Below are 25,948 nucleotides of genomic sequence, written 5' to 3' on the forward strand. Positions count from 1 at the left end.
AACGGCCGGCCCTGCCGGGGACGGAACGGATGCGCAGGTGGCGGACACGGCTCCCAGAGGGCCGGACGCTCCCGGGTGAAGCTGCGCTCACGTGGCGCATGAATCCACCTGCTTCCCGCTGAGCGGACCGGCGTCCGGGCAGCCTCGGAGGCTCAACAAAGATGCCGCGAAAAACCCCCAACGGGGCGCCCTTCCAGTAAAAGACGACACCGCCATGGCGAATTTCCAGGACACGTTCCTTTCCGGCGCCAACATCGACTTCATCGAAGGGCTCTACGCCCGCTACCTCGAAGACCCCGCCAGCGTGGATGCCAGCTGGCGCGAGGTGTTCGAGCGCAATGATGGCGCCGGCAGACCCATCTTCAGCACGAAGCTGCTGGAGGCGGCCGCGGCCCCGGTGGCCCCCGCCCCTGGCAAGGTGAATGGCAAGGCCGCCGCCGCACCGCCGCAGGCCGTGGCGCAGGCCCCCGTCGCCCCCGCCGCCGCGCCCGCCCAGGACATCCTCGGGCTGCAGGCGAAGGTCGACCAGATGATTACCGCCTTCCGCCTGCGCGGCCACCTGCGCGCGAAGCTGGACCCGCTGGAGCGCCCCCGCCCGCCGCTGGAGCACGTGGCCGACGTGGGCATGGTGGACGACGGCCACTTCTCCGCCCGCGAGCGCGAGCAGCTGGTGGAGTGCAACAACGTCTTCCCGGAAGCGCGCGTGCGCCTGGGCGAGCTGCTCGGCCGTCTGCACCGTACGTACACCGGCAGCATCGGCGTGGAGTTCATGCAGATGCTCGACAGCGGCCGCCGCCGCTGGCTGATGCAGCGCATGGAGCACGCGGAGAACCGCACGGACTTCTCGGTGGAGGACCAGCGCCACATCCTCACCCAGCTGTCCTACGCGGAGGGCTTCGAGCACTTCCTCCACACCAAGTACGTGGGCGCCAAGCGCTTCAGCCTCGACGGCGGTGAGGCGCTCATCCCCATGCTGGACGCGCTCACCGAGGTGGGCACGGCGATGGGCCTCAAGGAGGTCGTCATCGGCATGGCCCACCGCGGCCGCCTCAACGTGCTGACGAACATCCTGGGCAAGAAGCCGGATCAGATCTTCAGCGAGTTCGACGGCCCGAAGGACCCCAAGGCCTACCTGGGCCGCGGCGACGTGAAGTACCACATGGGCTTCTCCTCGGACCGGACCACCCGCCAGGGCCGCCCGGTGCACCTGTCCTTGGCCTTCAACCCCAGCCACCTGGAGGCGGTGGACCCGGTGGTGGAGGGCCGCGTGCGCGCCAAGCAGGACCGCGGCGGTGACACCGAGCGCACCGGCGTCATGCCCCTGCTCATCCACGGCGACGCCGCCTTCATGGGTCAGGGCGTGGTGCCGGAGACGCTCAACCTGTCCGGCCTCAAGGGCTACACCACTGGCGGCACGGTCCACATCGTCATCAACAACCAGGTCGGCTTCACCACCGACCCGCATGACTCGCGCTCCTCCATCTACGCCACGGCGATTGCGCAGATGCTGGACATCCCCATCTTCCACGTGAATGGGGACGACCCGGAGGCCTGCGTCCACGTGGCGCGGCTGATGGCCGAGTACCGGCAGACCTTCAAGAGCGACGTCGTCATCGACCTCATCTGCTACCGCCGCTACGGCCACAACGAGGGCGACGAGCCCTCGTTCACCCAGCCGGCCATGTACGACATCATCCGCAAGCACCCGACGGTGCGCACGCTCTACGCCGCCGCGCTGGCGGAGAAGGGCCGCATCTCCGCGGAGGAGTCCGAGTCCATCAAGCAGCGCTGCCAGCAGGAGTTCGACGCGGCGCTCACCCGCGCGCGCCAGGAGAGCCAGTTCAAGGAGCCCAACGCGCTCGAGGGCCTGTGGAAGCCGTACCAGGGCGGCGCGCTGAAGGGCGCCCCGCAGGTGTCCACCGCGGTGGCCAAGGACGTGCTGTGTGACGCGCTGAAGAAGCTGTCCACGCTGCCGGAGGGCTTCAACGTCCACCGCGACGTGGAGCGCACCGTCATCAAGAAGCGCCTGGGCATGCTGGACAGCGGCGACTTGCAGTGGAGCGAGGGCGAGTCGCTGGCCTACGCCACCCTGCTCGCCCAGGGCTACAGCGTCCGCATCACCGGCCAGGACGCCGAGCGCGGCACCTTCAGCCACCGCCACGCGGTGCTCCACGACGTGCAGACGGGCGAGGAGTACACGCCGCTGCGCCAGTTCGTCACCGGCAAGGGCGCCTTCCACATCTTCAACAGCCCCCTGTCGGAGATGGGCGTGCTGGGCTTCGAGTACGGCTACAGCCTGGACGTGCCGGACGGCCTGACGGCGTGGGAGGCCCAGTTCGGCGACTTCGCCAACGGCGCTCAAATCATCATCGACCAGTTCATCGCCGCGGCCGAGAGCAAGTGGCGCCGGCTCAGCGGCATCACCCTGCTGCTGCCGCACGGCTACGAGGGCCAGGGCCCGGAGCACTCCAGCGCGCGCCTGGAGCGCTTCCTGGACCTGTGCGCCGAGGACAACATCCAGGTGTGCTACCCCACCACGCCCGCGCAGATCTTCCACCTCTTGCGCCGCCAGGTGGTGCGCCCCGTGCGCAAGCCGCTGGTCATCATGTCGCCCAAGAGCCTGCTGCGCCGCCCCGAGGCCACCAGCAAGATTGACGAGCTGGCCACGGGCACCTTCCAGGAGGTCATCCTGGACAAGGTGGCGCCCGCGGGCGTGACGCGGCTGCTGTTGTGCAGCGGCAAGGTGTACTACGACCTGGTGAAGGCCCGGGACGAGCGCAAGGACGACAGCATCGCCATCGTCCGGCTGGAGCAGCTCTACCCGTTCCCCTACGACGAGCTGGCAGGCCTCGTCGCGAAGATGCCGAAGCTCACGGAGCTCCTCTGGGTTCAGGAGGAGCCGCGCAACGCGGGCGGCTGGCACTTCATGTTCCCCCGTCTGCACGACCTGGCGTCCACGCGCTCGCAGCAGCCGCTGAAGTTGGGCTACATCGGGCGCGCGGAGGCCGCCAGCCCCGCCACCGGCTTCCCCAAGACTCACGAATACGAGCAACAGCTCATCATCGAAGAAGCCATCTTCCGAGGGACCAAGAATGGCCGTTGAACTGAAAGTGCCCCCGCTGGGCGAGTCCATCACCGAGGCCGTCGTCGGAAAGTGGAACAAGAAGATGGGTGACGCGGTCTCCGCCGACGAGCCTCTCGTCGTGCTGGAGACGGACAAGGTCACCATCGACGTGCCCGCTCCCGCCGCCGGCGCCCTGTCCAGCATCTCCTTCAAGGAGGGCGACAAGGTCCGCGTGGGCGAGGTGCTGGGCCTCATCGAGGCCGGTGCCGGCGCCTCGGCCGCGAAGCCCGCGGCCGCCGCCGCCGCTCCCGCCCAGGCGCCCGCTCCCGCCGCCGCCGCCGCTCCCGCGGGGGCGGCGGTGGACACGCGCATGACGCCCACCGCACGCAAGGTGGCCGAGGAGAACCAGGTCGACCTCACCCAGGTGAAGGGCAGCGGCGCCGGTGGCCGCATCACCAAGGAGGACGTGCTCGGTCAAATCAACCGTCCGGCCGCCCCCGCCCCCGTGCAGGCGCCCGCCGCTCCGGCCGCGCCCGCCGGCCCCCGCCCCAACGCCGCGCGCGAGGAGCGCGTGCGCATGACGCCGTTGCGCAAGCGCGTGGCCGAGCGCCTCATCCAGGCGCAGTCCACCGCCGCCATGCTCACCACCTTCAACGAGGTGGACATGGGCGAGGTCATGGCCCTGCGCAAGAAGTACAACGACAAGTTCCAGACCCGGCACGGCGTGAAGCTCGGCTTCATGAGCTTCTTCATCCGCGCGTCCGTCGAGGCCCTCAAGGCCTTCCCGCAGATCAACGCGGAAATCGACGGCGAGGACGTCATCTTCAAGCACTACTACGACATCGGCGTGGCGGTGAGCGGCAGCCGCGGCCTCGTGGTGCCGGTGGTGCGCAACGCGGACAAGCTGGGCCTGGCGGACCTGGAGAAGACGGTGGCCGAGCTCGGCACCCGCGCCCGCAGCGACAAGCTGGGCCTGGCGGACCTGCAGGGCGGCACCTTCACGATTACCAACGGCGGCATCTTCGGCTCCATGCTGTCCACGCCCATCCTCAACCCGCCGCAGACGGGCATCCTGGGCATGCACAACATCGTCGAGCGCCCCGTGGTGCGCGACGGCCAGATTGTCATCCGCCCCATCATGTTCGTGGCCCTCACGTACGACCACCGCCTGGTGGACGGCCGCGAGGCCGTGCAGTTCCTCGTGCGCGTGAAGGAGTGCATCGAGGACCCCGAGCGGCTGCTGCTCGACGTCTGACGCGACGCGGCTCACCGCGCGGCAAACCTGCGCGATACATGCTGAATATGAGTCCCGGGTTCTTGGCAACTCGGGCATTCCGGGCGGCCGGCTGGACTTCCAGCCGGCCGTTTCACTACAAAGAGGAGTGTCTCCCGGTAGTCGGGGGGCGGGAAGAACGGGCGGCTCTCCCCACGCCGCCCCGCAAGACTGAGGAAGTGCAATGGCAACCGGTACCGTGAAGTGGTTCAACGACGCGAAGGGCTTCGGCTTCATCACCCAGGACGGCGGTGGTGAGGACGTGTTCTGCCACCACTCGGCCATCAACATGGATGGCTTCCGCACCCTGGCCGAGGGCCAGAAGGTGGAGTTCGAGGTCACCCGCGGCCCCAAGGGCCTGCAGGCGCAGAACGTCCGCGCCGCGGGGTAACGCGTCCGTCGGCCACTCCTTCCGGACTGGCAGATGAAACAGAGGCCCGGCCCCCTTTCCAGGGACCGGGCCTCTTGCTTTCCAGCAGGCGGGGCGCGCGGGCTACAGGTTGCGCTTGAAGTGGTCCATCACCCGCTCCCACTGGCGCTCGGTGACGACGGGGTCCGGCACCATGTGCGTCAGGCCGCTCAGGGGCAGCAAGTCGTGCGGCTTGCCGGCGCGGAAGAGCGCGTCCGACAGCTTCAGCGTGTGGAAGAAGTACACGTTGTCATCCGCGGTGCCGTGGATGAGCAGCAGCTTGCCAATGGGCTTGTCCTGCTTCGCGTAGGTGAGCAGCGAGCTCTTCTCGTACGCCTCGGGGTGCTCCTGGGGCACGCCGAGGTAGCGCTCGGTGTAGTGCGTGTCGTAGTCGAGCCAGTCCACCACCGGGGCGCCGGCCACCGCGGCCTTGAAGACGTCCGGGCGCTTGAGGACGGCGAGCGCGGACATGTAGCCGCCGAAGCTCCAGCCCTCGATGCCGACGCGGTTGAGGTCGATTTCGGGCACCTCCTTCGCCAGCTCCTGAATCGCGGCGGCCTGGTCTTCGATGGTGACGGTGGCGAAGTCGTACTTCACCTCGCGCTCCCAGGCGGCGCCGCGCAGCGGGGTGCCGCGCCCGTCGAACTTCACGACGATGAAGCCCTGGTCCGCCATCCACTGCGCCATCAGGTGGGCGCCCATGTTCTGGTGGACGACGGTGGTGGTGGGGCCGCCGTACACCTCGACGATGACGGGCAGCTTCTGGCCCTTCTTGAAGTCACGCGGGCGGACGATGGAGGCCCAGAACTTCTTCGGGCCCACCTGCCGCACCTCGAGGTTCGGCGTGAAGGACGGCTCCTGGGCGATTTCGGGCAGCTCGCCCGCGCGGCTGCCGTCACCGCGCAGCACGAGCACCTTGGGCAGCGACTTCGGGCCCGAGGCGTTGAGCACCATGAGGCCGCCATCCTTGGAGACGAAGCCGCCCTCGGTGCCGGGGCCAGTGGCGCCGCTGGACACCTTCTCCGGCGCGCCGCCGTCCTTCACGCGCCACAGGTAGCTCTCCGTGGGGTTGGCGCCGCCGTTGAAGTAGAGCGTGCGGTCCTTCTGGACGAAGCGCGCCAGGGAGCGGAAGCCCGCGTCCGGCTTCACCAGGCTCTTGTCCAGCGAGCCGTCCGCCTTGCGCAGCTCCACCTCGGGGCCGCCGTTGCGCTCGGTGTACCAGAGGAAGCCGCTGCCATCCTCCAGCCACAGCGGGAAGTCCTGCTCCAGGTTCACCCAGGCGTTGTCCTTCTCCACCAGCAGCTCGGTCGTCTTGCCGGTGCGCGGGTCCACCGCGAGCAGCTGCTCCTCCGTCTGGTTGCGGTTCTGCACCAGGATGGTGAGCGGCCCGCCCTTGGGCCAGGTGACGGTGGCGAGGTACGGGTACTTCGTCGCGTCCCAGCTCACCCACGTCGTCTTGCCGCCCGTCACGGGGGTGACGCCCAGGCGCACCTTGGCGTTGGCCTTGCCGGGGCGCGGGTAGGCGAAGTCCTCGCCGCCGCGCTCGGGGTGCATGACGTCGACGATGGTGAGCTTCTCCACCTCGGAGGTGTCGGACTCGGTGTAGGCGACGGACTTCGCGTCCGGGCTCCACCAGTAGCCGGAGAAGCGGCTCATCTCCTCCTGGGCGACGAACTCCGCGAGGCCGTGCGTCTTCGCCGCGGTGCCGCCCTTGGTGACGCGCTGCTCTTTGTTGGCGGCGATGTCGATGCGGTAGACGTCGTGCTCGCGCACGTAGGCCACCTGCTTGCCGTCCGGGGAGAACTTCGGGTCCAGCGTGCCCGCGCCCGTCTTCAGCTCCGTCACCTTGCCGCTGGCGCGCTCCACCACGTAGAGGCGGCCGGACAGGGGCACCAGCAGGCGGGTGCCGTCCTCGGAGATTTGATAGCCGGTGAAGCCCCGGGCGCTGACGCGCATGCGCTCGCGGCGGGCCTTCTCCTCGGGAGTGAGCGTCTCCTCGGCGCCCTTGAGGATGGCCTCGGGGGTGAGCAGCTCCTTGGCCTGCCCGGACTCCACGTCGAACGCGTAGAGCATCTGCACGTTGGACGTGGGCGAGGTGCGCAGGAAGAGGACGGACTTCTCGTCCGGGGCAATCTTCACACCCACGGGCCGGCCGCTCATGAAGCGGCGCGTCTCCGAGTACTGGCGCAGGAATGGGTCTGACTTGCGCTGGGGCTGGGACATGACGGGTAGGGGCTTCTGCTCCTGGGCGACGACGGGGAGGCTCGCGAGGAAGAGCGCTGCAGTGAGGACCTGGCGCATGCTTGGTCGAATACCCGCGGTGGGCGGGTCTCCTTTCACGGAAAGGTGAGGGGCAGCCTACACTCGGCCGCCACGCGGCCCGCACAAACGCTCGGCAGGCGAGAGGATTCCCGAGGTCATGGAGACAGAAGACGACGCCCTGCGGCACCTGCGGCTGGCCGGGGTCATCCGGCTGGGGCTGGGCGGCGGGCGGGGGCCGACGGACGCGTACGTCTTCGACCCGCACCGGCTCGCCCTGCCCTCCTGGGCCTTCGCGCTGGGCGAGTCCGGCCCGCCCGCGCTGCTGGTGTCGCTGGACCGGCACCTGGACACGGTGGTGCCCCGCCACCCGGAGTCGGTGCCGGACCGCTCGGCGGGGACGCGGGCGCTGGACGAGCACGCCCGGTACGCCCTGGACGTGCGCAACTACGACCACCTTTTGGCGGCCATGGAGGCGGGGCTGGTGGGGGATGCCCTGCTGATTGCGCGGGCCCGGCCCCGCGGCGCGTTCGCCGGGGAGACGTACGTGGACACGCGGGGGCGCACGCACCGGCTGGTGGTGGTGCCCACGGTGGACCGCGCGGCGGAGGCGTGGAACCACCCGGCCCCGGGTGACGCGGTGCGGGACGTGCTGGAGGGCGCGGAGAAGGTGCTGCTCGACGTGGACCTGGACTGCTTCACCACGCTGAGCGACGCGGACCCGACGACGGTGCTGCCGTGGCCCCGGGGCATCATCCGCGAGTTCCTCCTGCCGGAGGGCTCGGAGCCGTTCTGGGACGCGGTGCTGGGGAAGACGGTGGCGCTCACGCTGGCGCGCGAGCCGCACCACTGCGGCGGGCTGTTGGCCTCGGGGGAGCTGTTCCGCGACGTGGCGGAGGTGCTGTTCCGCGAGCTGCTGCGCACCGAGCTGCCCTGAGCCGGGGCTACAGCGGCGAGTCCAGGAAGCCGGGCCGCAGGTCCGTGAGCTGTCCGCCGGCGATGGAGAAGCGGCTGCCCACGGGCGGATTGTCGTCGTTGAGCACGTAGCCGAAGTCCAGGCGGAACGGCATCACGTTGAACTGGGGGAACAAGAGCCGCAGGCCCACGCCCACCGTGTGCACCATGTCCGGCCTGTCGTCGAAGGCACTGCCCGAGTCGAAGAAGAGCACCCCGCCCAGGTGCACCGTCCGCACGACGAGCGGCGCGGTGCGGTACTCCACGTTGAAGAGCAGGAGCCGCTTGCCGGAGTACGCGTCCGCGGGCGCGCCACGCAGCCCGTTGCCGCCACCGAGCAGGGTAATCCTGTCGAACAGGTCGTCGATATTCACGTCCAGGAGCCCGCGCGCCACGAAGCGTCCCCCCAGCACCTTGGGGGACACCTGCGCCAGCTCCGTGGCCCAGCGCCGGTTGCTCCACCCCGCGCCCTCGCCCAATTGCCGGCGGATGGCCGCCGCGGCGGAGGCCGTGGTGAGCGCGTCCCCCAGCCGGAAGCGGTAGCGCGCGGCCACCCCGAGCTCCGCGAAGTGCGACGCGGCGCCGAAGACAGGAGGCGCATAGCGCACCGTCACGGACGCCGAGTGCCCCATCTGGAAGTCCTCGGAGAGCGCGTACGAGTCCACGTCGCGCAGCACCTCGTAGCGAGCCTCGAAGGCACGCAGGGACAGCGAGGCGTAGCCCGCGTCCTCGGCGCGCGGCAGGTAGTTGCGGCGGAACCAGTCCAGTTGCGCGTCGCTGAGCATGGACGCGGCCGGCGGGTCATAGGCGTAGTGGTACGCGCCCAGCGTGCCGCCCACGTTCCACTTGTAGCGCAGGCCGTACGAGCGGGTGTACGAGACGCCGCCGGCCACCTCCTCCGTCTCGTAGACGTACGGCACCGCGGGCCCGTCGGGGAACGGCAACTGCCAGATGTCCGCGCCGCGGTAGACGCGGTTGGTCTCCACGTTCCACGCCACGGAGGTGCTGGTGCTCCACGGCGTGGACAACGAGTACAGCGGCCGGCTGACGGAGAGGCTGCCGCGAGAGCCCTCCGTCCTGCCGCTCTCGCGGCCGATGATGAGGGCCGCGGACTCACTGAGGGACCAGCGGCTGCCCAGCACGCGCGGGTCCGTATAGCTCTGCCCGAAGCTGAGCGTGTCCAGCCGCAGCGTGAAGTCCACCGCCAGCTTCTTCCCCCGGCCGAGGAAGTTCTGCTCCGTGCCCTGCAGGCGCAGGTACTGCAGCAGCGAGCCCACCGCGGAGAAGTCGCTGTTGAGCCGCAGCGACCAGATGTCCTTGGTGACGACGAGCAGCGCCACCGAGCCCGGCGCGCGGCCCTTCACCGGGACGAGGCGCACCACGGAGAACAGGCGCAGCGAGCGAAGGTTGCGCGCCGTCTCGTCGGCGAGCGCGGTGGAGTACGGCTGGCCGGACTGGAGCAGCACCTCGCGGCGGACCACCTCCTCGCGGGTGCGCACGTGGAAGATGTTGAGGAAGCCCGGGTACGGGTCGCTCTCCGCGACGACCTCCTCGGTGGAGACGAGGACCTCCTCCAGCACCTTTCCCTCGGGCGAGGGCTCCGCGACGCGCTCCTGCGCCTTCAGGGCCCAGGCGACGAGGGCCTCCTCGTAGTTCTCCTTCCGGGCCTCGGCGTCCTCACGTGAAGCGGCGCCCGGGGATGCTGAAGAGTCCTCCTGCTCCTCTGGAACGGCGCGGGCCGGCGCCGCGACGGCCGGCTCGGAAGACGCGGGTGCCGGGGGCGTCTGGGCTGAGACCACGGCGAGTGGCGCGAGGAGGGCGAGCAACGGGAGGGGCACGGGCGCATCCTGGCACGGGCCGCGTCTGCCGCCAGCGACAACCTCGAACGGCGCGGCCCCACCTCACGCCGCGATGCACAGAGGGAAAGAGGTGGCTCGGGGCCGGACCGGGCAGACGGCACGCCCCGGGAGGCGAGCGAGGTGACCCAGGAGCGGACCGGGCGGACAGCACGCCCCGGGAGGCGAGCGAGGTGACCCAGGGGCGGACCGGGCAGACAGCGCGCCCCGGAAGACGGCGGGCCGTGGACGCCTCGCCCGCCGTCACGCCGCGGACCGCAGGTCGCCCTTCCGCAGCTCCGGCAGCTTCTCACCGCGCGCCACCGCCGCCACGATTCGCGCGAGCTGCGCCACGCCGTCCGACAGCGCGGCGGGCCCCGGCTGGAGGATGACGCTGCTCTTCACCTCGTAGAGCTGGTCCTCCACCACCGCCGTCACCTCCGCCCAGCCCGGGCGGGAGGCAATCTTCTCGCGCTTCGCCTTGCGCCCGCACCAGCTCGCGATGACGGCGTCAGGGTTGCGCTTCGCCACCTCCTCCGGCTCGAAGATGCGCCCCTTCGCGCCGTGCGACGCGCGCGACTCACGGCACACGTCCTCGCCGCCCACCAGCTCCACCAGCTCCGACACCCAGCGGATGCTGGAGATGAGCGGCTCGTGCCACTCCTCGAAGAAGATGCGCGGCCGGCGCGGCAGCCGGTCCGCGGCTTCCGCATGGCGCTCCAGGTTCGCCGTCAGCTCGTCCGCCAGCCGCGCCGCGTCCTCCGCCCGGCCCACCAGCGCGCCCGTCAGCCGCACCGACTGCAATATCTCCGCGATGGAGCGCTGGTTGAACAGGTACACGGGCACGCCGCGCTTGCACAGCTCGCGGCCGAGGTCCGCCTGCAGGTCGGAGAACCCCAGCACCAGGTCCGGCTTCAGGTCGAGGATGCGCTCGAAGTTCGCGTCCAGGAACGAGGACACGCGCGGCTTCTTGCGCGCCTCCGGCGGCCGCACCGTGAAGCCGGACACCCCCACCACCAGGTCCCCCGCGCCAATACGGTAGAGCACCTCCGTCGTTTCCTCCGTCATGCACACCACCCGTCGGGGATATGGCGGCGCGGAGGAGAGCAGCTCGGACAATCGCGCGTTCATGGAGAGCACCCTAACGCGCCCCTCCCGGTGCGTCCGTAGGCAGGAGGACAGGCAGGCAGGCTCCAGTCCCGCGCCACGTCGCCACGTGCACGTCCCCCCCGAGGTGTCCGCTGCCCGACGTTGCGCCTCCCGGGCCGGAATCTCGGCCATTGCCGCACTGCGCCAACCCGGCAGGTCGCTTGGGCAGTGGAGGATTGCAGTGCTAGCATCGACGGGCATGTACGACCGGAGCGTCGCGTGCCATCCCGGTCGGCGGGGGCAACCATGATCGAAAGCAACGCCCCGACGAATGGCGCCCCGCCCGAGCTGGAGGATCCGCTGCTGGGCCGGGTCCTCAACGAGCGCTTCCGCATCCTGGAGACCCTCGGTGCCGGCGGCATGGGCCGCGTCTACAAGGCCATCCAGGCGCCGCTGGACCGGCTGGTCGCCCTCAAGGTGCTCAACCCGCAGTATGGCGAGGGCAAGGACCCCGGGTTCCAGAAGCGCTTCTTCCTGGAGGCCAGCGTCACCGCGAAGCTGCGCCACCCGAACACCGTCACCGTCATCGACTACGGCAAGACGGACGACGGCATCTACTACATCGCCATGGAGTACCTGGAGGGGCTGACGCTCAGCCAGCTCCTCACCCAGGTGGGCCCGCTGCCGTGGGCGCGCGCGCTCAACATCACGCAGCAGGTGGCGCGCTCGCTGCGCGAGGCCCACAAGGTCGGCCTCATCCACCGCGACCTCAAGCCCGCCAACGTCATGGTCCTCAACCAGGAGACGGACCATGACGTGGTGAAGGTGCTGGACTTCGGCCTCGTGAAGTCCTTCATCGGCGACGCGGGCGCCCTTCAACAGGACACCTCGCTCACCCAGGCCGGCATCATCCTCGGCTCGCCGCAGTACATGGCGCCGGAGCAGGCGCGCAACGTCGCCGACCCGCGCAGCGACGTGTACAGCATGGGCGTGGTGCTCTATCAGATGCTGATGGGCCGCCCGCCCTTCCTCGCGTCGCAGAGCATCGACGTCATCGTGAAGCACATCAACGAGCCGCCGCCCGCCTTCGGCTCCATCTGGCCCAGCCATGGCGTGCCCGCCGAGGTGGAGGCCCTGGTGATGAAGTGCCTCGCCAAGGTGCCGGCGGAGCGCTACCAGTCCATGGACGAGGTGATGGACGCCATGCGCCGCGTGGCCTCGTCCATTGGCGTCAGCGGCGTCTTCAGCGGCTCGCGCCTGACGGGCACCGGCAGCGGCCCCATCAGCGGCCCCATCAGCTCCTCCGGCTCCGGCCCCAGCACCATGGCGCTGGACATCTCCGTGGAGGAGGAGTCCGGGCCGAGCCGGCGCCCGCTGGCCATCGGCCTGTTCGTGGGCTCGCTGCTGCTGGGCGTCGGCGCAGCCGCCTTCATCGCGTTTCGCCCCTCCCCCCCGCAGCCGCTCCCGCCTTCCGCCCTGGCGCAGTCCCCGTCGGAGGCTCCCGCCGCCCCGCGTCCCTCGGCGGGCGCCGCGGCCGCGGCGCCCTCCACGCTCGGCGACGACGACGACGAGCTGGCCCTGGCCGAGCTCTCCATCAAGCCGGTGCGGTTCCTGATCGCCAGCGAGCCGAGCGGCGCGCGTGTGACGTACCGTGGGAAGGACGTGGGCGAGACGCCCCTGAACCTCGAGGTGCCCCCGGGCGACGGCGGCAAGGCCAGCGCGGAGCTGACCTTCAGCCTCGCGGGCTACCAGCCCGTCAGGGTCACCGCCGAGGGTGAAGGCCCCGAGGCGCGCTTCCTCCAGAAGCTCCAGCCCAAGAAGAAGACGAGCACGAAGCCCGGCAAGGCCTCCGGCTCGTCGACCTACAAGGACGACCCGTACCAGTGAAAACCCCCTCAGCCCTGAAACGTGCGGGCCTCCTCGCGTTGTGTCTCTGCGCGAGTGAGGCTCTGGCGGACGCGCGTCTGGAAGCGCGCCGTCACTTCCGCAACGGAATGAGCCTGATTGCCCAGAAGCAATTCGACGAGGGCATCGCCGAGCTGGAAGCCGCCTACGCCATCAAGCCGCACCCCAACGTCCTCTACAACATCGCCCGCGCGTACCACGACGCCGGCCGTCTCACCGAGGCGCTGGACGCGTACCAGCGCTACCTCGCCAGCAACCCGCCGGACGCGGCGACGGTGACCACCACCATCGCCGTCCTCGAGCAGAAGCTGAAGGCCGGCGAAGCCACCGCGTCCACCCCGCCGGACGACAAGTCCGCGCTGCCCATGCCGCCGCCGCCCGCCAGCATCCAGGCGCAGCAGCAGCTGGGCGTGCTCCTGGAGCGGCTGGAGAAGGCCATCGAGCGCGCCGAGTCCATGCCCACCGGCGGCGCTCCCGCCGCGGCCCCCGCCCCCACCACCGTCGCGTCGGGCCCGGCGGGTAAAGCCGACGCCTCGGCCGCCGCCGCGGACGAGGGCGCGGTGCCGTACGAGGAGCGCGTGGTGACGGCGAGCCGCCGTGCCCAGTCCTCGCTGGAGGCGCCCAACGCCACCACCGTCATCACCGCCGAGGACATCCGCCTGTCCGGCGCCACCAACCTGCCGGACCTCTTGCGGCGCGTGCCCGGCGCGGACGTCATGTCGCTGGGCGTGGGCAGCGCCAACGTGTCCCTGCGCGGCTTCAATCAGCGCATCGCCAACAAGGTGCTGGTGCTGGTGGACGGTCGCACCGAGTACCAGGACTTCCTCGGCCTGACGCTCTGGTCCTCCATCCCCATCGGCCTGGAGGAAATCGAGCGCATCGAGGTCATCCGCGGCCCTGGCAGCGCGCTGTACGGCGCCAACGCCATGCTGGGCGTCATCAACATCATCACCCAGGCCCCCGGCACCGGCCCTCGCGCGCGCTTCTCCGTCACTGGCGGCACCGGCAACACCGCGGCGGGCTCGTTCCTCAGCCACGGCAAGTCCGGCGCGCTGAGCTACCGCGCGGCGGTGGCGTACTCGCAGGCGGACAAGTGGAGCCGCGACTTCGCCAGCGGCCGGCCGGACATGGAGCTGAAGGACCCGGACCCGGACATCGGCATGCGCGGCGCGCGCGGCACGCTGTCCGCCATCTACACCTTTGCCGACGACCGCAAGGTGGGCCTGTCCGGCGGCGTGCACCGCTACAACACGGAAATCTATCCGCTGGGCCTCCTGCGCAACTACTTCATGGACGGCCTCAACGCGTACGCCAAGGGCGACGTGGAGCTGGGGCCGCTCAAGCTGAAGACGTTCTGGAACCACATCTCCGGTGACGCGGGGCCGCAGTACGAGGCCATTGGCCAGCGCTCGCTGGGCACCAGCCTCAGCTCCAACCTCTTCAACGCGGAGCTGCTCTTCGCGCGCGCCTTCCAATTGGGCGGCGAGCACCAGCTCAACGTGGGCGTGGAGGGCCGCCTCAAGCGCGTGGGCTGGAACTACCTGGGACCGCTGCGCCAGGAGATTCACGCCGCCGCCTTCGTGCAGGACGAGTGGCGGCTGGTGGAGCCCCTGCGGCTCGTCGCCAGCTACCGCGTGGACCGGCACCCGCTGCTGGACAAGGGCTCGCCGGGCCTGGCGCACTCGCCGCGCATCTCCGCGCTGTTCATCCCCTTCGAGGGCCAGGCCTTCCGCGCCAGCGCGGCGTCCGCCTTCCGCGAGCCGACGTTCCTGGAGTCCTACACCCGCATCCCCGTGCCCGTGCCGGGCGTCAACGGCGCCAGCGCGCTCACCACCGGCAACAGGGAGCTGCGCGCCGAGCGCCTCACCGCCTTCGAGCTGGGCTGGCGCGGCGAGGCCCCGACGCTGGGCGTGGACTGGGACGTGGCCCTCTACCAGAACACGGTGAGGGACCTCATCGGCCTGTCCGCCGTGACGCGACTGAGCCCGGAGGAGTCCTACGACGCGGGCACCGGCTCGTACCTGCTCGGCCGCTCGTTCTTCCAGAACGAGGACGCCGTCTACACCGCGCGCGGCGTGGAGGTGGGCGCCAACATGGCCCCCGTGGACGGCCTCGGCCTCAAGGCGAGCGCCGCCTTCCAGAACGTGACGTCCGACATCGAGGAGAAGGCCCAGTGCGGCCCGTGTAGCCAGGCTCCCCAGCTCAAGCTGTATGCCGGTGTCACCTACCGCACCAAGGCGGACCTGGAGTTCGGCGTGGATGCGGCCTTCACCTCGGCCAGCACCTGGATCGAGCGTGAGCCCGCCGCGGCGGACCCCACGAGCATCCAGCTGCTGTCCAACCCCCTGACGGCCTACACCGTCGTGAATGCGCGAGTGGGCTACCAGGCGGTGAAGGACACCGTGGACGTGGCGCTGGTGGGCAGCCACCTGGCCGGCGCGCACTCGCAGCACCCCTTCGGCAATCGCATCGAGCGGCGCGTCTATGCGACGCTGACGGTGACTCCATGAGCCGCCCCCTCCTGTCCTGGACGAAGGCCCTCGGCGGCCTCGCCCTCACCTCCTTCATCGGCCTGGGCTGCGAGGCGCCGCCCATCGTCCCCACCGCGGACGGCCGGCAGAACACCCACACCGCCCGCATCGAGGGCAGCCTCGTGGTGCAGTCCCGCGCGCGGGGCAACGCCATCGTGTTCCTCTACGACGCGGAGCGGCCGCCCCCGCCGCAGGGCACCGGCCGCCCCATCGCCTTCACCGTCATCCCCTCGGAGCAGCTCTTCGGCCCCGCGCTGGGTGGCAACCTGCCCGGGCCCTTCACCGCGCCCTTTACCTTCAGCCTGGTGCCGGCGGGGCGCTACACGCTGCGCGGCTTCATCGACGCGGACACCTGCGGCACCACCGCGACGCAGCCCTGCCACCGCCCGGACTTCAACCCCTGGTACGGCGTCACCAGCGAGCCCAACGAGGGCGACGTGGGCGGCGCCGCGGTGGACCCCAGCACGGGCGCGCCCCTCACGCTGGAGGTCAAGGCGGACGAGGAAGGCCTGCCCCAGCCCCTCACGGGCGTCTCGGTGAGCTTCTCCGACTCGGCCCGCGTGCCGCTGGACCGGCCCGCCTTCCAGGTGGTGCAGGGCGACCGGACGATGGGCTCCGGCAACAAGGTGCTGAGGCTGCAGCCAATAGCCTTCCAGGGCAACGTGGTGGACCAGCGCCCGCCCGCCTTCATGGTCAGCTACGTGGACGCCAACCGCGACGGCGCGCCGGACGACGCCAACAAGGACGGCGTGCCCGACCTCTGGCCGCGCGTGGTGGTGCGCAAGCTGGCGGGCCCCGCGCCCGGCCTCCTGGAGGACAACGACCTGGACCGCAACGGCGTGCTCGACGTCGGCAGCGAGCCCTGCGTCCACGCGGACAGCACCCTGGACGGCAAGCCATGCCTCGTGGTGCTCGCCGCCGGGCTGATCCCGGACGGCCCCATCGCCGCCCTCACGGATGAGCAGGGCAACCCGCGCATGACGCCCGTCCCGATTCAGGAATTGCAGGTGGTGGTGCGGCCGCTGGCGCTGGACGCCAGCAATGCCGCGGCGCCCGCCCCCCTCAGGGAGATGCCCAAGGGGCGCTATACCCTGGTGCTGATCCAATCCACCGGCCAGACGTGGCGGGTCCCCAATGAACTGGACCCCGTCATCGCCGCTGAAGTACGACTCCCCGCAGAGGCAAGCCAGGCCTTCGTCCTGGAAGTCCCATGAGATTCCCGGCTTTGACTTCGGCCCCTCCTTCCGTCAACATGACAAAGTTTCCAGGGGAACAGCCCCACCTGAGGTTGATGATCCGATGAAGGCCGGAACCCTCCCCTCTCCAGAGCCCGTACCCAACCGCTCCACGTCGGAGACGACCCGACCTCTGGGGACTCGTCCGGCCGCGGGCGCCGCGCCCCAGCGCGTCCTCCTGGTGGACGACAGCCGCTCCATCCGGACGCTGCTGAAGATCTACCTGATGGCCCGCAACTTCGAGTTCCTGGAGGCGGAGTCCGCCGAAGAGGGACTGAAGGTGGCCGAGTCAGGCCCGGTGGACCTCATCCTCACCGACTTCCACATGGACGGGATGAACGGCGCGGACTTCGCGGCGCAGATTCGCGCGAGCACCAACGCCAAGCTGTCCAAGGTCCCCATCCTGATGATGACGGGCGACCCGAACGTGGCGGAGGTCCGCGCCCTCGGGCAGAAGGCCGGCATCAGCGCCTTCGTCCGCAAGCCGGTGAGCTGCGCGCAGCTGATGACGCTGGTGGACACCATCCTCCCGCTGCCGCGCAAGTAGTCCCCGCCGCGCCAGCGGCACCCGACGCCGGGCTCCGGGCCGCCACCGCGGCAGGGGTCCGGCGTTTTCGTTTCCGCCTTCCGCGTCAGGCCGCCACCGCGGCACGGGCCCTGCGCTTTCGCATCGACCGCGCCAGCGCCTACGACGCCGCGCTCCGAGCCGCCACCGCGGCACGGGCCCGGCGCTTTCGCAGCGCCTCGGCGCCTCGGATGGCGAGGAGGAGCGCCAGCACGGCGGCGTACAAGAGCGGCTCGGTGAGGTCCTTCTTCACGCGCCACACGAAGTGCACCACGCCCAGCACCGCGGCCACGTAGGCCAGCCGGTGCAGGCGCTGCCAGCGGGGGAAGCCCAGCCGGCGCACCCACTTGTTCGTGGACGTCACGGCCAGCGGCACCAGCAGCATCAGGGCGGTGAAGCCCACGGTGATGAAGGGGCGCTTGCCGATGTCCTCCAGAATCGCGCCCAGCTTCAGACCCTGATCCAACACCGCGTACACGAGGAAGTGCGACGCCGCGTAGGTGAAGGCCAGCAGGCCCAGGGTGCGGCGGATGCGCGCGGGCCACGTCCACTTGAAGACGAGCCGCAGCGGCGTGCAGGCCAGCGACGCCAGCAGCAGCACCAGCGCGAGGAGCCCCGTCTGGTTGAGCGCGGCCTCCACGGCGTTGGGGCCCAGGGCGCCCTGGGGGCCCTGCACGGCCAGCATCATCAACGGAGCGAGGCCGCCCACGGTGAGGGCGGGGTTGAGCCAGGGGTGCGGAGGTGAGGCCATGACGGGGGCTCGCTGAGGCTCGGAAACGGCTCAGTAGTTCTTCCGCAGGTCCATGCCCGCGTAGAGGTGCGCCACCTGGTCCGCGTAGCCGTTGAAGGGCAGCGTGGGACGGCGCTCGAGGTCGCCACCGATGCGGCGCTCCGAGGCCTGGCTCCAGCGCGGGTGGGACACGTCGGGATTCACGTTGGCGTAGAAGCCGTACTCCTCCGGCGCGGCGAGGTTCCAGGTGGTGGGCGGCTCCTCGCGGGTGAGGGAGATGCGGACGATGGACTTGATGCCCTTGAAGCCGTACTTCCAGGGCACCACCAGCCGCAGCGGAGCGCCGTTCTGGTTGGGCAGCTGCCGCCCGTAGAGGCCCATCGCCATCAGCGTCAGCGGGTGCTGGGCTTCATCCAGGCGCAGGCCCTCCACGTAGGGCCAGTCCAGGGTGCCGCGCCGCTGGCCGGGCATCTGCTCCGAGTCCTGCAGCGTGGTGAAGGCCACGTACTTCGCCTGGCTGGTGGGCTCCACGCGCTTGAGCAGTTCCCCCAGCGGGAAGCCCAGCCACGGAATCACCATGGACCAGGCCTCCACGCAGCGCATGCGGTAGACGCGCTCCTCCAGCGGGAACCACGAGGTGAGCTGGTCGATATCCACCGTCTGCGGCTTGTGGACCTCGCCGTCGATGACGACCGTCCAGGGCCGGGTCTTGAGCGTGTGCGCGAAGCGGGCCGGGTCGTTCTTGTCCAGGCCGAACTCGTAGAAGTTGTTGTAGGTGGTGACGTCCTCGTACGGGGTGCGCGGCTCGTCGGTGTCGTACGGGCCCTTCGCCTTCGCCACCGGCAGCTCCATCAGGCCCGCGTCGGGGACGAAGGCGTCCATGGGCCGCGTCTGCTTGCGGCCCAGCAGGTACAGGCCCCCGGCCACGGCGGCGGCCGTGCCCGCGAAGAGGCCGGCATTCTTCAGGAACTCGCGGCGGCGCAGGTAGAGCGCCTCGGGCGTGACTTCGGAGCTGGGGGGCTCGGCGGGCGGCTTGTCGCTCATGGCCCCTGTATAACGGCTGACCCGTCCCTTCGGTTACCCCGCGCGTCCAGCGCGGCCTCGCGGGCCCGGGCGTCCTTCAGCCGCCACAGCCGCCACCAGGGCGTGCCGGGCGACTCGTGGTGCTCCCAGTGGTAGCCGAAGAAGTAGCAGGACAGCATGGCCCACAGGTGGTTGCGCGACTGGGTGCGCGCATGGTGGGGCGTCATGTCCGGCGTGTCCGGGCGGCGGTGCGGCAGGTAGGTTCCGAAGTAGAAGAGCTGCAGCGTGCCCAGCAGCGCGGGCACCACCCAGAAGCCGAAGATGCGCGGCTGCGACACACCCAGGAAGACGAAGACGTTGAACTTCGCCGCCATGACGCCCAGTTGCGGCAGCGTGGTGTAGCGGACCATGAAGGTGCCCAGCCACGGCAGGAAGGACTGGGTGCGGGTGGAGAAGTCCGGGTCGTCGTGGCCCGTCGGCTGCGCATGGTGCGCGCGGTGATTCACGACGAGCCGGCGGTACGACAGCCCCGCGAAGAGGAAGCAGGCGACCGTGCCCACGGCCTCGTTCACCCAGCGGTGGCGGGACACGGTGCCGTGCATGGCGTCATGCCCGGTGATGAAGAGACCGGTGCACAGCCAGGCCTGCAGGGCGATGTGCAGCCAGGTGAGCGGGGCGTCCCACGGCAGCCCGGGCGCCAGGAAGAGCCAGACGAGGTGCCCCGCCCACGCGCCCAGGATGCACAGCGCGAGGACGACGCCCCAGGGGTCGGGCGGTGCCGGACGGGAGTGGCGGGCTGGAGTCTGCATCTCTCCTGCTAACTGGCCATGCCCTGTCCGCCGCGCATGGAAAAGCGGCGCGCGGCGGACGGGGCGGCGGCCGGTGGCTACTTCCGCACGGCGGTATCGGACGAGGAGGTCGCCTCGCGCGCCAGCTCCTCGGCGGTGACGTAGCGCGGCTCGATGTCCACCGGCACGTCCTTGAGACGCTCCAGCACCTTCTGCACGGAGGGGCGCACGACGCCCATCTTCGCCAGCAGCAGCTCGGCCGCCTTGCGGTCTCCCCGCCCCTGCACCTCCATGAGCTGCTTCGTCAGCGCGGTGACGGACGCGCGCATCTTCTCCGGCACCACCGCGAAGGTGCCATCCGCGTTCACCTTCACCGCGCCGGTGTCGAGGAAGTGGTTGAGCTGGAGGGCAATGCCCTTGCCGTGCGCCTCGTCCACGCCGAAGCGGATGGAGCGGAACGCGGAGGCGAGGAACGTCGTGTACATGGTGCGCTCCAGCGACTTGTCGATGACGCCCTTGTCCACCAGCTGCTGCAGCGCCCACAGGCCGGAGATGTCCGCCTTGGCCTCCTCGAGCGCGCTGGAGGCCACCTGGAGCGCCTGGCGCACCGTGGTCTGCTTGCCGTCCACGGTGATGTTGTGCGGGCCCAGGCCGTGCATCAGCTCGTGCATGAGGATGTGCGTGAAGAAGGCGTCGAAGGACACGTCCTGCTGGTCCTTCGCGGTGAGCGCCACCTTGGCGATGGGCAGGAGCACGCGCTCGAACTTGGCCTCCTGGACGTTCTTCAGCATGACGCGCTTGGAGCCCATCTTCTCCGTCACGCGCTCGTCGTTGGGGAGGTTGTAGGCGGCCGTCTGGACGCCGCGGTTGGCGTCACCGGAGGAGAAGAGGCTGTTGACGACGCGGATGGGCGCCAGCGCGCCAAGCTTCGGGTTGCGCATCTTCGCGTCGATGGGCAGCGCGTTCTCCAGGCCCTGGAGCTGGCCGCTGAACTTCGCCAGCTTCTGCGTCTCCACCTCGTCGCGCAGGCCGAGGAAGGACTCGAAGGCGGCCTTGTAGTTGAACCAGTTGTCCTCGTAGACCTCGTAGGGCCCGATGGTGGGCTCGATGGTGGCGTCGAGCTGCATCCAGGCCACCTCGCTGGCGTAGTAGTCGTTGGAGAGGAAGGCGTCCGCGCGGGCGGTGAGGAAGGCCTTGAGCGTGGGCTGCTTCGTGAGGGCGGCGGCCTCGCGCAGCAGCGTGGCGGCCTGGGCCAGCTCGCCCTGGTACTCGACGCTGTAGGGGACGGTGATGAACTTGCCGTCCGGGCCGCGGCGGATGGTGGTGTAGAAGCCGGTGGCCTCGTGCTGCTTCGCCTCGGGGAGCGACTTGATCCACGCCTCCACCTCGGCCTTGGTGGCGCCGGCCGGGTAGAAGTTGGCGGAGTCCGGCTTGGGCGGCGCGCCGGGGATGAAGGGCCGCGCCTCGTCGAGGCTGCTCCAGGGTCCCTTGTCGAGGAGGAACGCGTGCAGGCGCGCGCGGCCCAGGGGCGAGTCGTCGTGGAGCAGGTCCAGCAGCAGCGTCTCGTTGCCGGCCCAGCGCTGGCGCAGGAAGAGGACGTCGAGCAACTTCGAGGCCTGGACGAGCTTGCCCAGGGCGCGCTTCTCGGCGTCGGGCAGGGCCTTGAGGTCGACCTTGAGCTCCACGGGGGCGAAGCGCGCCGTCTGGCGCTGCAGCTCGGTGGCATCCGGGACGCGCGCGGGAGTCTTCTCCGCGGCGGTGGCGGCGCCCGACAGCAGCGCCGCGCCGACGAGGGACAGGAGGGTACGGTTCATGGCCCCTTCCCTACTCCAACGCCGCGCCCCCTCCCAGTCCGCCGTGTGGCGAGTGGTGGGTGGGTGGCAGGGGGATTGCTGTTGGAGGGGCTGACCACGGACCCGGGGAATGTCAGGGGTAGTACCTAGACTCATCTACCTCACAGGTTGTATAGAGGAGGTGGCGGCGTGGGGGTCGAGAAGGAGTACGCGAGGAGGGTGCAGGGGATGGGACCGGTCGAGATTCGTGTGTTGTGGGAGCGGGTGAAGGCCCGGGAGGCGCTGGAGGACTGGCCACCTGGAAGGGCGCTCGAATTCATGCTGCTGCGCGCCTTCCAGTTGGAGCGAGCCCGGGTCGTGTGGCCCTACGTCAACGACACCGAGCAGTTGGACGGGGCCATCTACTCCGATGGACTGGCCTGCATCGTTGAGACGAAGGACCACGCCGAGTCCATCGGCTTCGAGCCCATCGCGAAGCTGGCGCTCCAACTTCAACGTCGCCCCGGTGGCGCCGTGGGCATTCTCTTCAGCAGCAGCAAGGTCTCGCTGTCGGTGGTTGAGGCCGTGAGCGTCCACCCCATCCGGAACCTCCTGCTGTGGCAGGGCTCGGACATCGACCTTGCGCTTCAGCACGGAATGCGAGCGGCCCTCCGCATCAAATGGCGCAAGGCAGTCGAGCGTGGCGATTTGAGCTACTGGCTCCGGAAGGAGGACTTCTCGTGATTCCGCATGTCATCACCTCGAGCAACACCGCAGTGCTCGTGCTGAAGAAGCTGCTCGGGCCCGAGCTCGCGGCAAGAGTCCGGATGAAGAACGGGGGTGGCTGGGACGGTGCCGTCACCGAGGCCGGCTCACGCCTGACGAACGAACTGGATATTGCCCTGGTGATAGGACCTTCCAGGAAGCCTAGCCCGAATCAACGGGAGCGCGACAAGCTCCGCGTCTACGGCTTCCTGAAACACTCAGGCCTGGCTTCGCTGCTACGCGTGTTTTTCCTGAGGACGCCGCCGGAGGGGTTGCTCTTCCGCGACCCGGACATCATCCGCCAGCTCGTCGGCCGCGAGCCCACGCCAGAGCAACTCGCGCGCGCCCGGATGCAGCCACGACGAGTCCTGGCGGAGTTGCTCGGCGTCGAGCCTCGCAAGCTCGCGAGTGCGCTCCGTCCCCGTCTGGAGACGGTAGACCTGACACCCCTCACCTCGGTGCCCGGCATCCAGAGGTTCCGGAGGTTCGTGGGCGTCTGCGTTCGAAGGTACGAAGCGAGGCTGGCCCGCGAGCTGGAAGATTCCAACGAAACGGTTTGACCCGGCGCGACGCGACGGAGGTCGGAGCGGGCTGCCAACATGCGCGGGCCTGGATGACCCAGGCCCCCTGTGCCCGGCCCCCGCGCCCGGGCTCGCGAGGAACCCCCACCATGATGACGACTCCCCCCGCTGCCGCGCCCCGCTGGCGCGCCCTGCTGGCCCTCGTGGCCGCGCTGGCCCTCGGCTTCACCTCCACCCCTGCCCTCGCCGCGGACGAGGTCCGCCTGCTCAAGGCCGTCAGCACCGTGGGCAGCCGCTACGGGCAGTCCTGGCAGGACGTCAGCTACACGCTGGTGGTGAAGAACCTGGCCTACGAGAAGTTCGTCTACGTCCACCAGAAGCAGCCGGACGGCTCCTGGGTGGACCTCCCCGCCTACTACGTGGGCCCCGCGGGCACGGGCTTCGAGCTGTGGAAGGTGACGAAGCAGTACGCCAGCTGGGGCACCGACCCGCAGCCCAGCCGCGACCTGGAGTTCGTCCCGCGCTTCGTCGTGGGCGGCGTGTCCTACTGGGACAACAACGGCGGCGCCAACTACCACCTCGGCCGGAATGACGGCCCGCTGCTGCGCACCAACGTCCTCGTGGACGCCAGCTTCTGGCGGGACACCGGGGAGCTGGACGTCAGCATCGACGTGAAGAACCTCGCCTACACGAAGAACGTGACGGTGGTGTACACCACGGACGGCTGGGCCACCTCGCACGAGGCCGCCGCCTCGTACGTCAGCGGCTATACCTACGGCTACTCCTACATCCAGAGCCCCAACGCCCAGGGCGTCGAGCGCTGGCAGGCCCACATCCCGGGCATCTCCGGCAACGTGCTGCTCTTCTACGTCCGCTACGAGGTGAACGGGCAGACGTACTGGGACAACAACTTCGGTTACAACTACCAGCACATCCACGCCACCCCGTAACCACGGGTAGGAGGAGACCCGGAGGCGTCCGCCGGCCTGGCTGGCCGGCCTGCCTCCGGGCTTCCGCCCTCGACACGCCCATTTCCATGGTTATGGGGAAGCGACGCTCGCGCTCCACGGGGGCGCTGGAGGCCTTTCCACATGACTGTCGAGAACTCCCCCCAGAGGGAAACCCACGCCTTCCAGGCGGAAATCAACCAGCTCCTCAGCCTGGTCATCAACTCGCTCTACAGCCACAAGGAGATCTTCCTTCGTGAGCTGGTGTCGAACGCGTCCGACGCGCTCGACAAGCTGCGCTTCCGCTCGATTACGGAGCCCGAGCTGCTCGCGGACGAGCCGGCCCTGGAGCTGCGCATCATCCCCGACGCCGAGAAGGGCACCCTCACCATCGAGGACACCGGCATCGGCATGACGCATGACGAGCTGGTGAAGAACCTGGGCACCATCGCCCACTCCGGCTCGCGCGAGTTCCTGGAGGCCCTGTCCCAGCGCGGCCAGAAGGACGTGCAACTCATCGGCCAGTTCGGCGTGGGCTTCTACAGCGCGTACCTCGTCGCGGACCACGTGGAGGTGGTCAGCCGCGCCCCCGGCCGGGACATGCCGGCGTGGAAGTGGGCGTCGGACGCCAAGGGCTCCTTCACCGTGGAGAAGGCCGAGCGCGCCACGCGCGGCACCGCCATTACCCTCCACCTCAAGGAGGACCAGAAGGAGTTCCTGGAGGAGTACCGCCTCCGCACGCTGATTACGCAGTACTCGGACTACGTGGGCCACCCCATCAAGCTCCAGGTGAAGAAGACCACCGGGACGGGGGACGACGCGAAGACGGAAGTCGCGCTGGAGGTCGTCAACAAGGCCAGCGCCCTGTGGCAGCGCTCCAAGTCCGAAATCACGGACGAGCAGTACCAGGAGTTCTACAAGCACCTGACGCACGACTGGGAGGCGCCGCTGGCGTGGACGCACTTCCGCGCGGACGGCAACCAGCAGTTCACCGGCCTGCTCTTCGTGCCCAAGCACCCGCCGTTCGACCTGAACGCGCAGCAGCAGCGCGGGGTGCGGCTGTTCGTCAAGCGCGTCTTCATCATGGACCGCTGCGAGGAGCTGGTGCCGCAGTGGCTGCGCTTCGTGCGCGGCGTCATCGACTCGGATGACCTGCCGCTCAACGTGTCGCGCGAGCTGTTGCAGGACTCGCAGGTGGTGCGCGCCATCCGCAAGCACGTGGTGAAGAAGTCGGTGGACCTGCTGGAGAAGCTGGCCAAGGACAAGCCGGACGACTACCGCGAGTTCTGGAAGGCCTTCGGCACGGTGGTGAAGGAGGGCCTGGCCACCGAGGCCGAGCACAAGGACAAGCTGGGCGGCCTGCTGCGCTACGAGAGCTCGCGCGAGGAAGGGCTCACCTCGCTGGCGGACTACGTGTCGCGGATGAAGGAGGGCCAGGAGGCCATCTATTACATCTACGGCGAGTCCCGGCAGGCGGTGGCGGACAGCCCGCACCTGGAGGCGCTGAAGAGCCGCGGCTACGAAGTGCTGTACATGACGGACCCGGTGGACGAGTGGGCCGCGCAGGGCCTGCGCGAGTTCCAGAGCAAGCCGCTCGTCTCCGCGCTCACGTCGGACCTGAAGCTGCAGGCCACCGACGAGCAGAAGAAGGAGCAGGAGCAGCACGCGGAGGGGCTGAAGACGCTCACCACGAGGATGAAGGACGTCCTCAAGGACTCCGTGCGCGAGGTGCGCGTGTCGGACCGGCTGACGGACTCGCCGGTGTGCCTGGTGGTGCCGGAGGGCGGCTCACCGGCGTACCTGGAGCGGCTGCTCCAGCAGCGGGGCAAGGGCATGGGCATGCCGCGCGTGAAGCGCATCATGGAGGTGAATCCGAACCACCCCGTGATTGCCCACCTCAAGGCGGTGATGGAGCGTCAGCCGGACGCGGCGCAGGTGGCGGAGTGGATTGAGTTGCTCCACGACCAGGCGCTGCTCACCGAGGGCAGCACCATCTCCGACCCGAACCGCTTCGCGCGGCGGATGACGGGGCTGCTGACGCAGGTGGCGGCCCAGGCCGCCCAGGCGCCCACCAACGCGGCCGTGGCCCAGGCCACGGTGCAGGAGTCCTCGCAGCCGGCCGCGACTCCGCCGGCCGCGAGCTGAAGCACCGGTGAGGAGGGGCCGCCAGGGCTGGCGGCTCCTCCCGAAGTGCGCCCCCCACCCCGTCCCACCCCTGACGTCCTGAGCAGTTCCAGACAGCCCTCCCTACCCGGGGACTGCTCCACGCCGCGAGACAAGGTG

19 protein-coding genes are annotated in these 25,948 nt (G+C 69.8%); 12 read left to right on the top strand and 7 right to left on the bottom strand.

The annotated features are described in order from the left end of the window. Positions 1-214: 214 nt before the first annotated feature. From ACX9TP_RS38755 to ACX9TP_RS38765, 3 genes are all read left to right on the top strand, one after another. Positions 215-3,103 carry a 2-oxoglutarate dehydrogenase E1 component gene (locus ACX9TP_RS38755; protein ID WP_482975700.1) on the top strand — a complete coding sequence of 963 codons (2,889 nt, stop codon included), beginning with the start codon at positions 215-217 and terminating at the stop codon, positions 3,101-3,103. Then, entirely contained in the window at positions 3,093-4,319 is a 1,227-nt protein-coding gene (gene odhB / locus ACX9TP_RS38760; RefSeq protein WP_482975701.1) for a 2-oxoglutarate dehydrogenase complex dihydrolipoyllysine-residue succinyltransferase, read from the top strand. Before ACX9TP_RS38755 ends, odhB begins: the two co-directional genes overlap by 11 nt. Positions 4,320-4,521: 202 nt before the next feature. After that, positions 4,522-4,728, top strand: a complete 207-nt coding sequence (locus ACX9TP_RS38765; RefSeq protein ID WP_120526528.1) for a cold-shock protein — start codon at positions 4,522-4,524, stop codon at positions 4,726-4,728. A 102-nt stretch (positions 4,729-4,830) separates the two neighbouring features. Here ACX9TP_RS38765 and ACX9TP_RS38770 read toward each other — a convergent pair whose 3' ends face one another. Continuing rightward, positions 4,831-7,047, bottom strand: coding sequence for a DPP IV N-terminal domain-containing protein (locus ACX9TP_RS38770; RefSeq protein WP_482975702.1), 2,217 nt, complete (start codon positions 7,045-7,047; stop codon positions 4,831-4,833). A gap of 118 nt (positions 7,048-7,165) precedes the next feature. On the opposite strand from ACX9TP_RS38770, the gene ACX9TP_RS38775 reads away from it, so the two are divergent. Then, a complete protein-coding gene (locus ACX9TP_RS38775; RefSeq protein WP_482975703.1) occupies positions 7,166-7,942 on the top strand; it encodes a hypothetical protein in 777 nt (258 codons plus the stop codon). A gap of 7 nt (positions 7,943-7,949) precedes the next feature. On the opposite strand, the gene ACX9TP_RS38780 is transcribed toward ACX9TP_RS38775, so the two are convergent. Beyond that, on the bottom strand, positions 7,950-9,758 hold the full coding sequence (locus ACX9TP_RS38780; protein ID WP_482982286.1) for a BamA/TamA family outer membrane protein: 1,809 nt from the start codon (positions 9,756-9,758) through the stop codon (positions 7,950-7,952). A gap of 300 nt (positions 9,759-10,058) precedes the next feature. Next, positions 10,059-10,925 carry a cobalamin-binding protein gene (locus tag ACX9TP_RS38785; protein ID WP_482975704.1) on the bottom strand — a complete coding sequence of 289 codons (867 nt, stop codon included), beginning with the start codon at positions 10,923-10,925 and terminating at the stop codon, positions 10,059-10,061. 264 nt (positions 10,926-11,189) lie between these two features. Between ACX9TP_RS38785 and ACX9TP_RS38790 the strand changes: the two genes are divergently transcribed. The 4 genes from ACX9TP_RS38790 (at position 11,190) to ACX9TP_RS38805 (ending at position 17,101) form a co-directional block, all read left to right on the top strand. Continuing rightward, the gene (locus tag ACX9TP_RS38790; protein WP_482975705.1) at positions 11,190-12,770 is read left to right on the top strand and encodes a serine/threonine protein kinase; all 1,581 of its coding nucleotides are present in this window, start codon (positions 11,190-11,192) and stop codon (positions 12,768-12,770) included. Then, entirely contained in the window at positions 12,767-15,298 is a 2,532-nt protein-coding gene (locus tag ACX9TP_RS38795) for a TonB-dependent receptor plug domain-containing protein (protein WP_482975706.1), read from the top strand. The genes ACX9TP_RS38790 and ACX9TP_RS38795 overlap by 4 nt, the downstream gene beginning before the upstream one ends. Beyond that, positions 15,295-16,533, top strand: coding sequence for a hypothetical protein (locus ACX9TP_RS38800; RefSeq protein WP_482975707.1), 1,239 nt, complete (start codon positions 15,295-15,297; stop codon positions 16,531-16,533). The genes ACX9TP_RS38795 and ACX9TP_RS38800 overlap by 4 nt, the downstream gene beginning before the upstream one ends. Before the next feature lie 85 nt (positions 16,534-16,618). Then, positions 16,619-17,101: a response regulator gene (locus ACX9TP_RS38805; protein WP_482975708.1), complete on the top strand. Its 483-nt coding sequence runs from the start codon at positions 16,619-16,621 to the stop codon at positions 17,099-17,101. Positions 17,102-17,240: 139 nt separating this feature from the next. On the opposite strand, the gene ACX9TP_RS38810 is transcribed toward ACX9TP_RS38805, so the two are convergent. The 4 genes from ACX9TP_RS38810 to ACX9TP_RS38825 all read right to left on the bottom strand — a co-directional run bounded on the left by ACX9TP_RS38810 (position 17,241) and on the right by ACX9TP_RS38825 (position 21,474). Next, positions 17,241-17,870 carry a protein-methionine-sulfoxide reductase heme-binding subunit MsrQ gene (locus ACX9TP_RS38810; protein ID WP_482975709.1) on the bottom strand — a complete coding sequence of 210 codons (630 nt, stop codon included), beginning with the start codon at positions 17,868-17,870 and terminating at the stop codon, positions 17,241-17,243. 30 nt (positions 17,871-17,900) lie between these two features. Further along, positions 17,901-18,893 carry a protein-methionine-sulfoxide reductase catalytic subunit MsrP gene (gene msrP, locus ACX9TP_RS38815; RefSeq protein ID WP_482975710.1) on the bottom strand — a complete coding sequence of 331 codons (993 nt, stop codon included), beginning with the start codon at positions 18,891-18,893 and terminating at the stop codon, positions 17,901-17,903. Next, a complete protein-coding gene (locus tag ACX9TP_RS38820; protein WP_482975711.1) occupies positions 18,890-19,681 on the bottom strand; it encodes a fatty acid desaturase in 792 nt (263 codons plus the stop codon). Before ACX9TP_RS38820 ends, msrP begins: the two co-directional genes overlap by 4 nt. A gap of 77 nt (positions 19,682-19,758) precedes the next feature. Further along, entirely contained in the window at positions 19,759-21,474 is a 1,716-nt protein-coding gene (locus tag ACX9TP_RS38825; protein WP_482975712.1) for a dipeptidyl-peptidase 3 family protein, read from the bottom strand. A 207-nt stretch (positions 21,475-21,681) separates the two neighbouring features. On the opposite strand from ACX9TP_RS38825, the gene ACX9TP_RS38830 reads away from it, so the two are divergent. From ACX9TP_RS38830 to htpG, 4 genes are all read left to right on the top strand, one after another. Then, a complete protein-coding gene (locus ACX9TP_RS38830) occupies positions 21,682-22,176 on the top strand; it encodes a hypothetical protein (protein ID WP_482975713.1) in 495 nt (164 codons plus the stop codon). Then, the gene (locus tag ACX9TP_RS38835; RefSeq protein WP_482975714.1) at positions 22,173-22,757 is read left to right on the top strand and encodes a hypothetical protein; all 585 of its coding nucleotides are present in this window, start codon (positions 22,173-22,175) and stop codon (positions 22,755-22,757) included. Before ACX9TP_RS38830 ends, ACX9TP_RS38835 begins: the two co-directional genes overlap by 4 nt. Before the next feature lie 110 nt (positions 22,758-22,867). After that, complete coding sequence (locus ACX9TP_RS38840; RefSeq protein ID WP_482975715.1) at positions 22,868-23,668, top strand: endonuclease; 801 nt, start codon at positions 22,868-22,870, stop codon at positions 23,666-23,668. Between the two features lie 141 nt (positions 23,669-23,809). Further along, positions 23,810-25,810 carry a molecular chaperone HtpG gene (gene htpG / locus ACX9TP_RS38845; RefSeq protein ID WP_482975716.1) on the top strand — a complete coding sequence of 667 codons (2,001 nt, stop codon included), beginning with the start codon at positions 23,810-23,812 and terminating at the stop codon, positions 25,808-25,810. Positions 25,811-25,948: the final 138 nt, after the last annotated feature.

It is taken from the genome of Pyxidicoccus sp. M15, assembly GCF_056858435.1.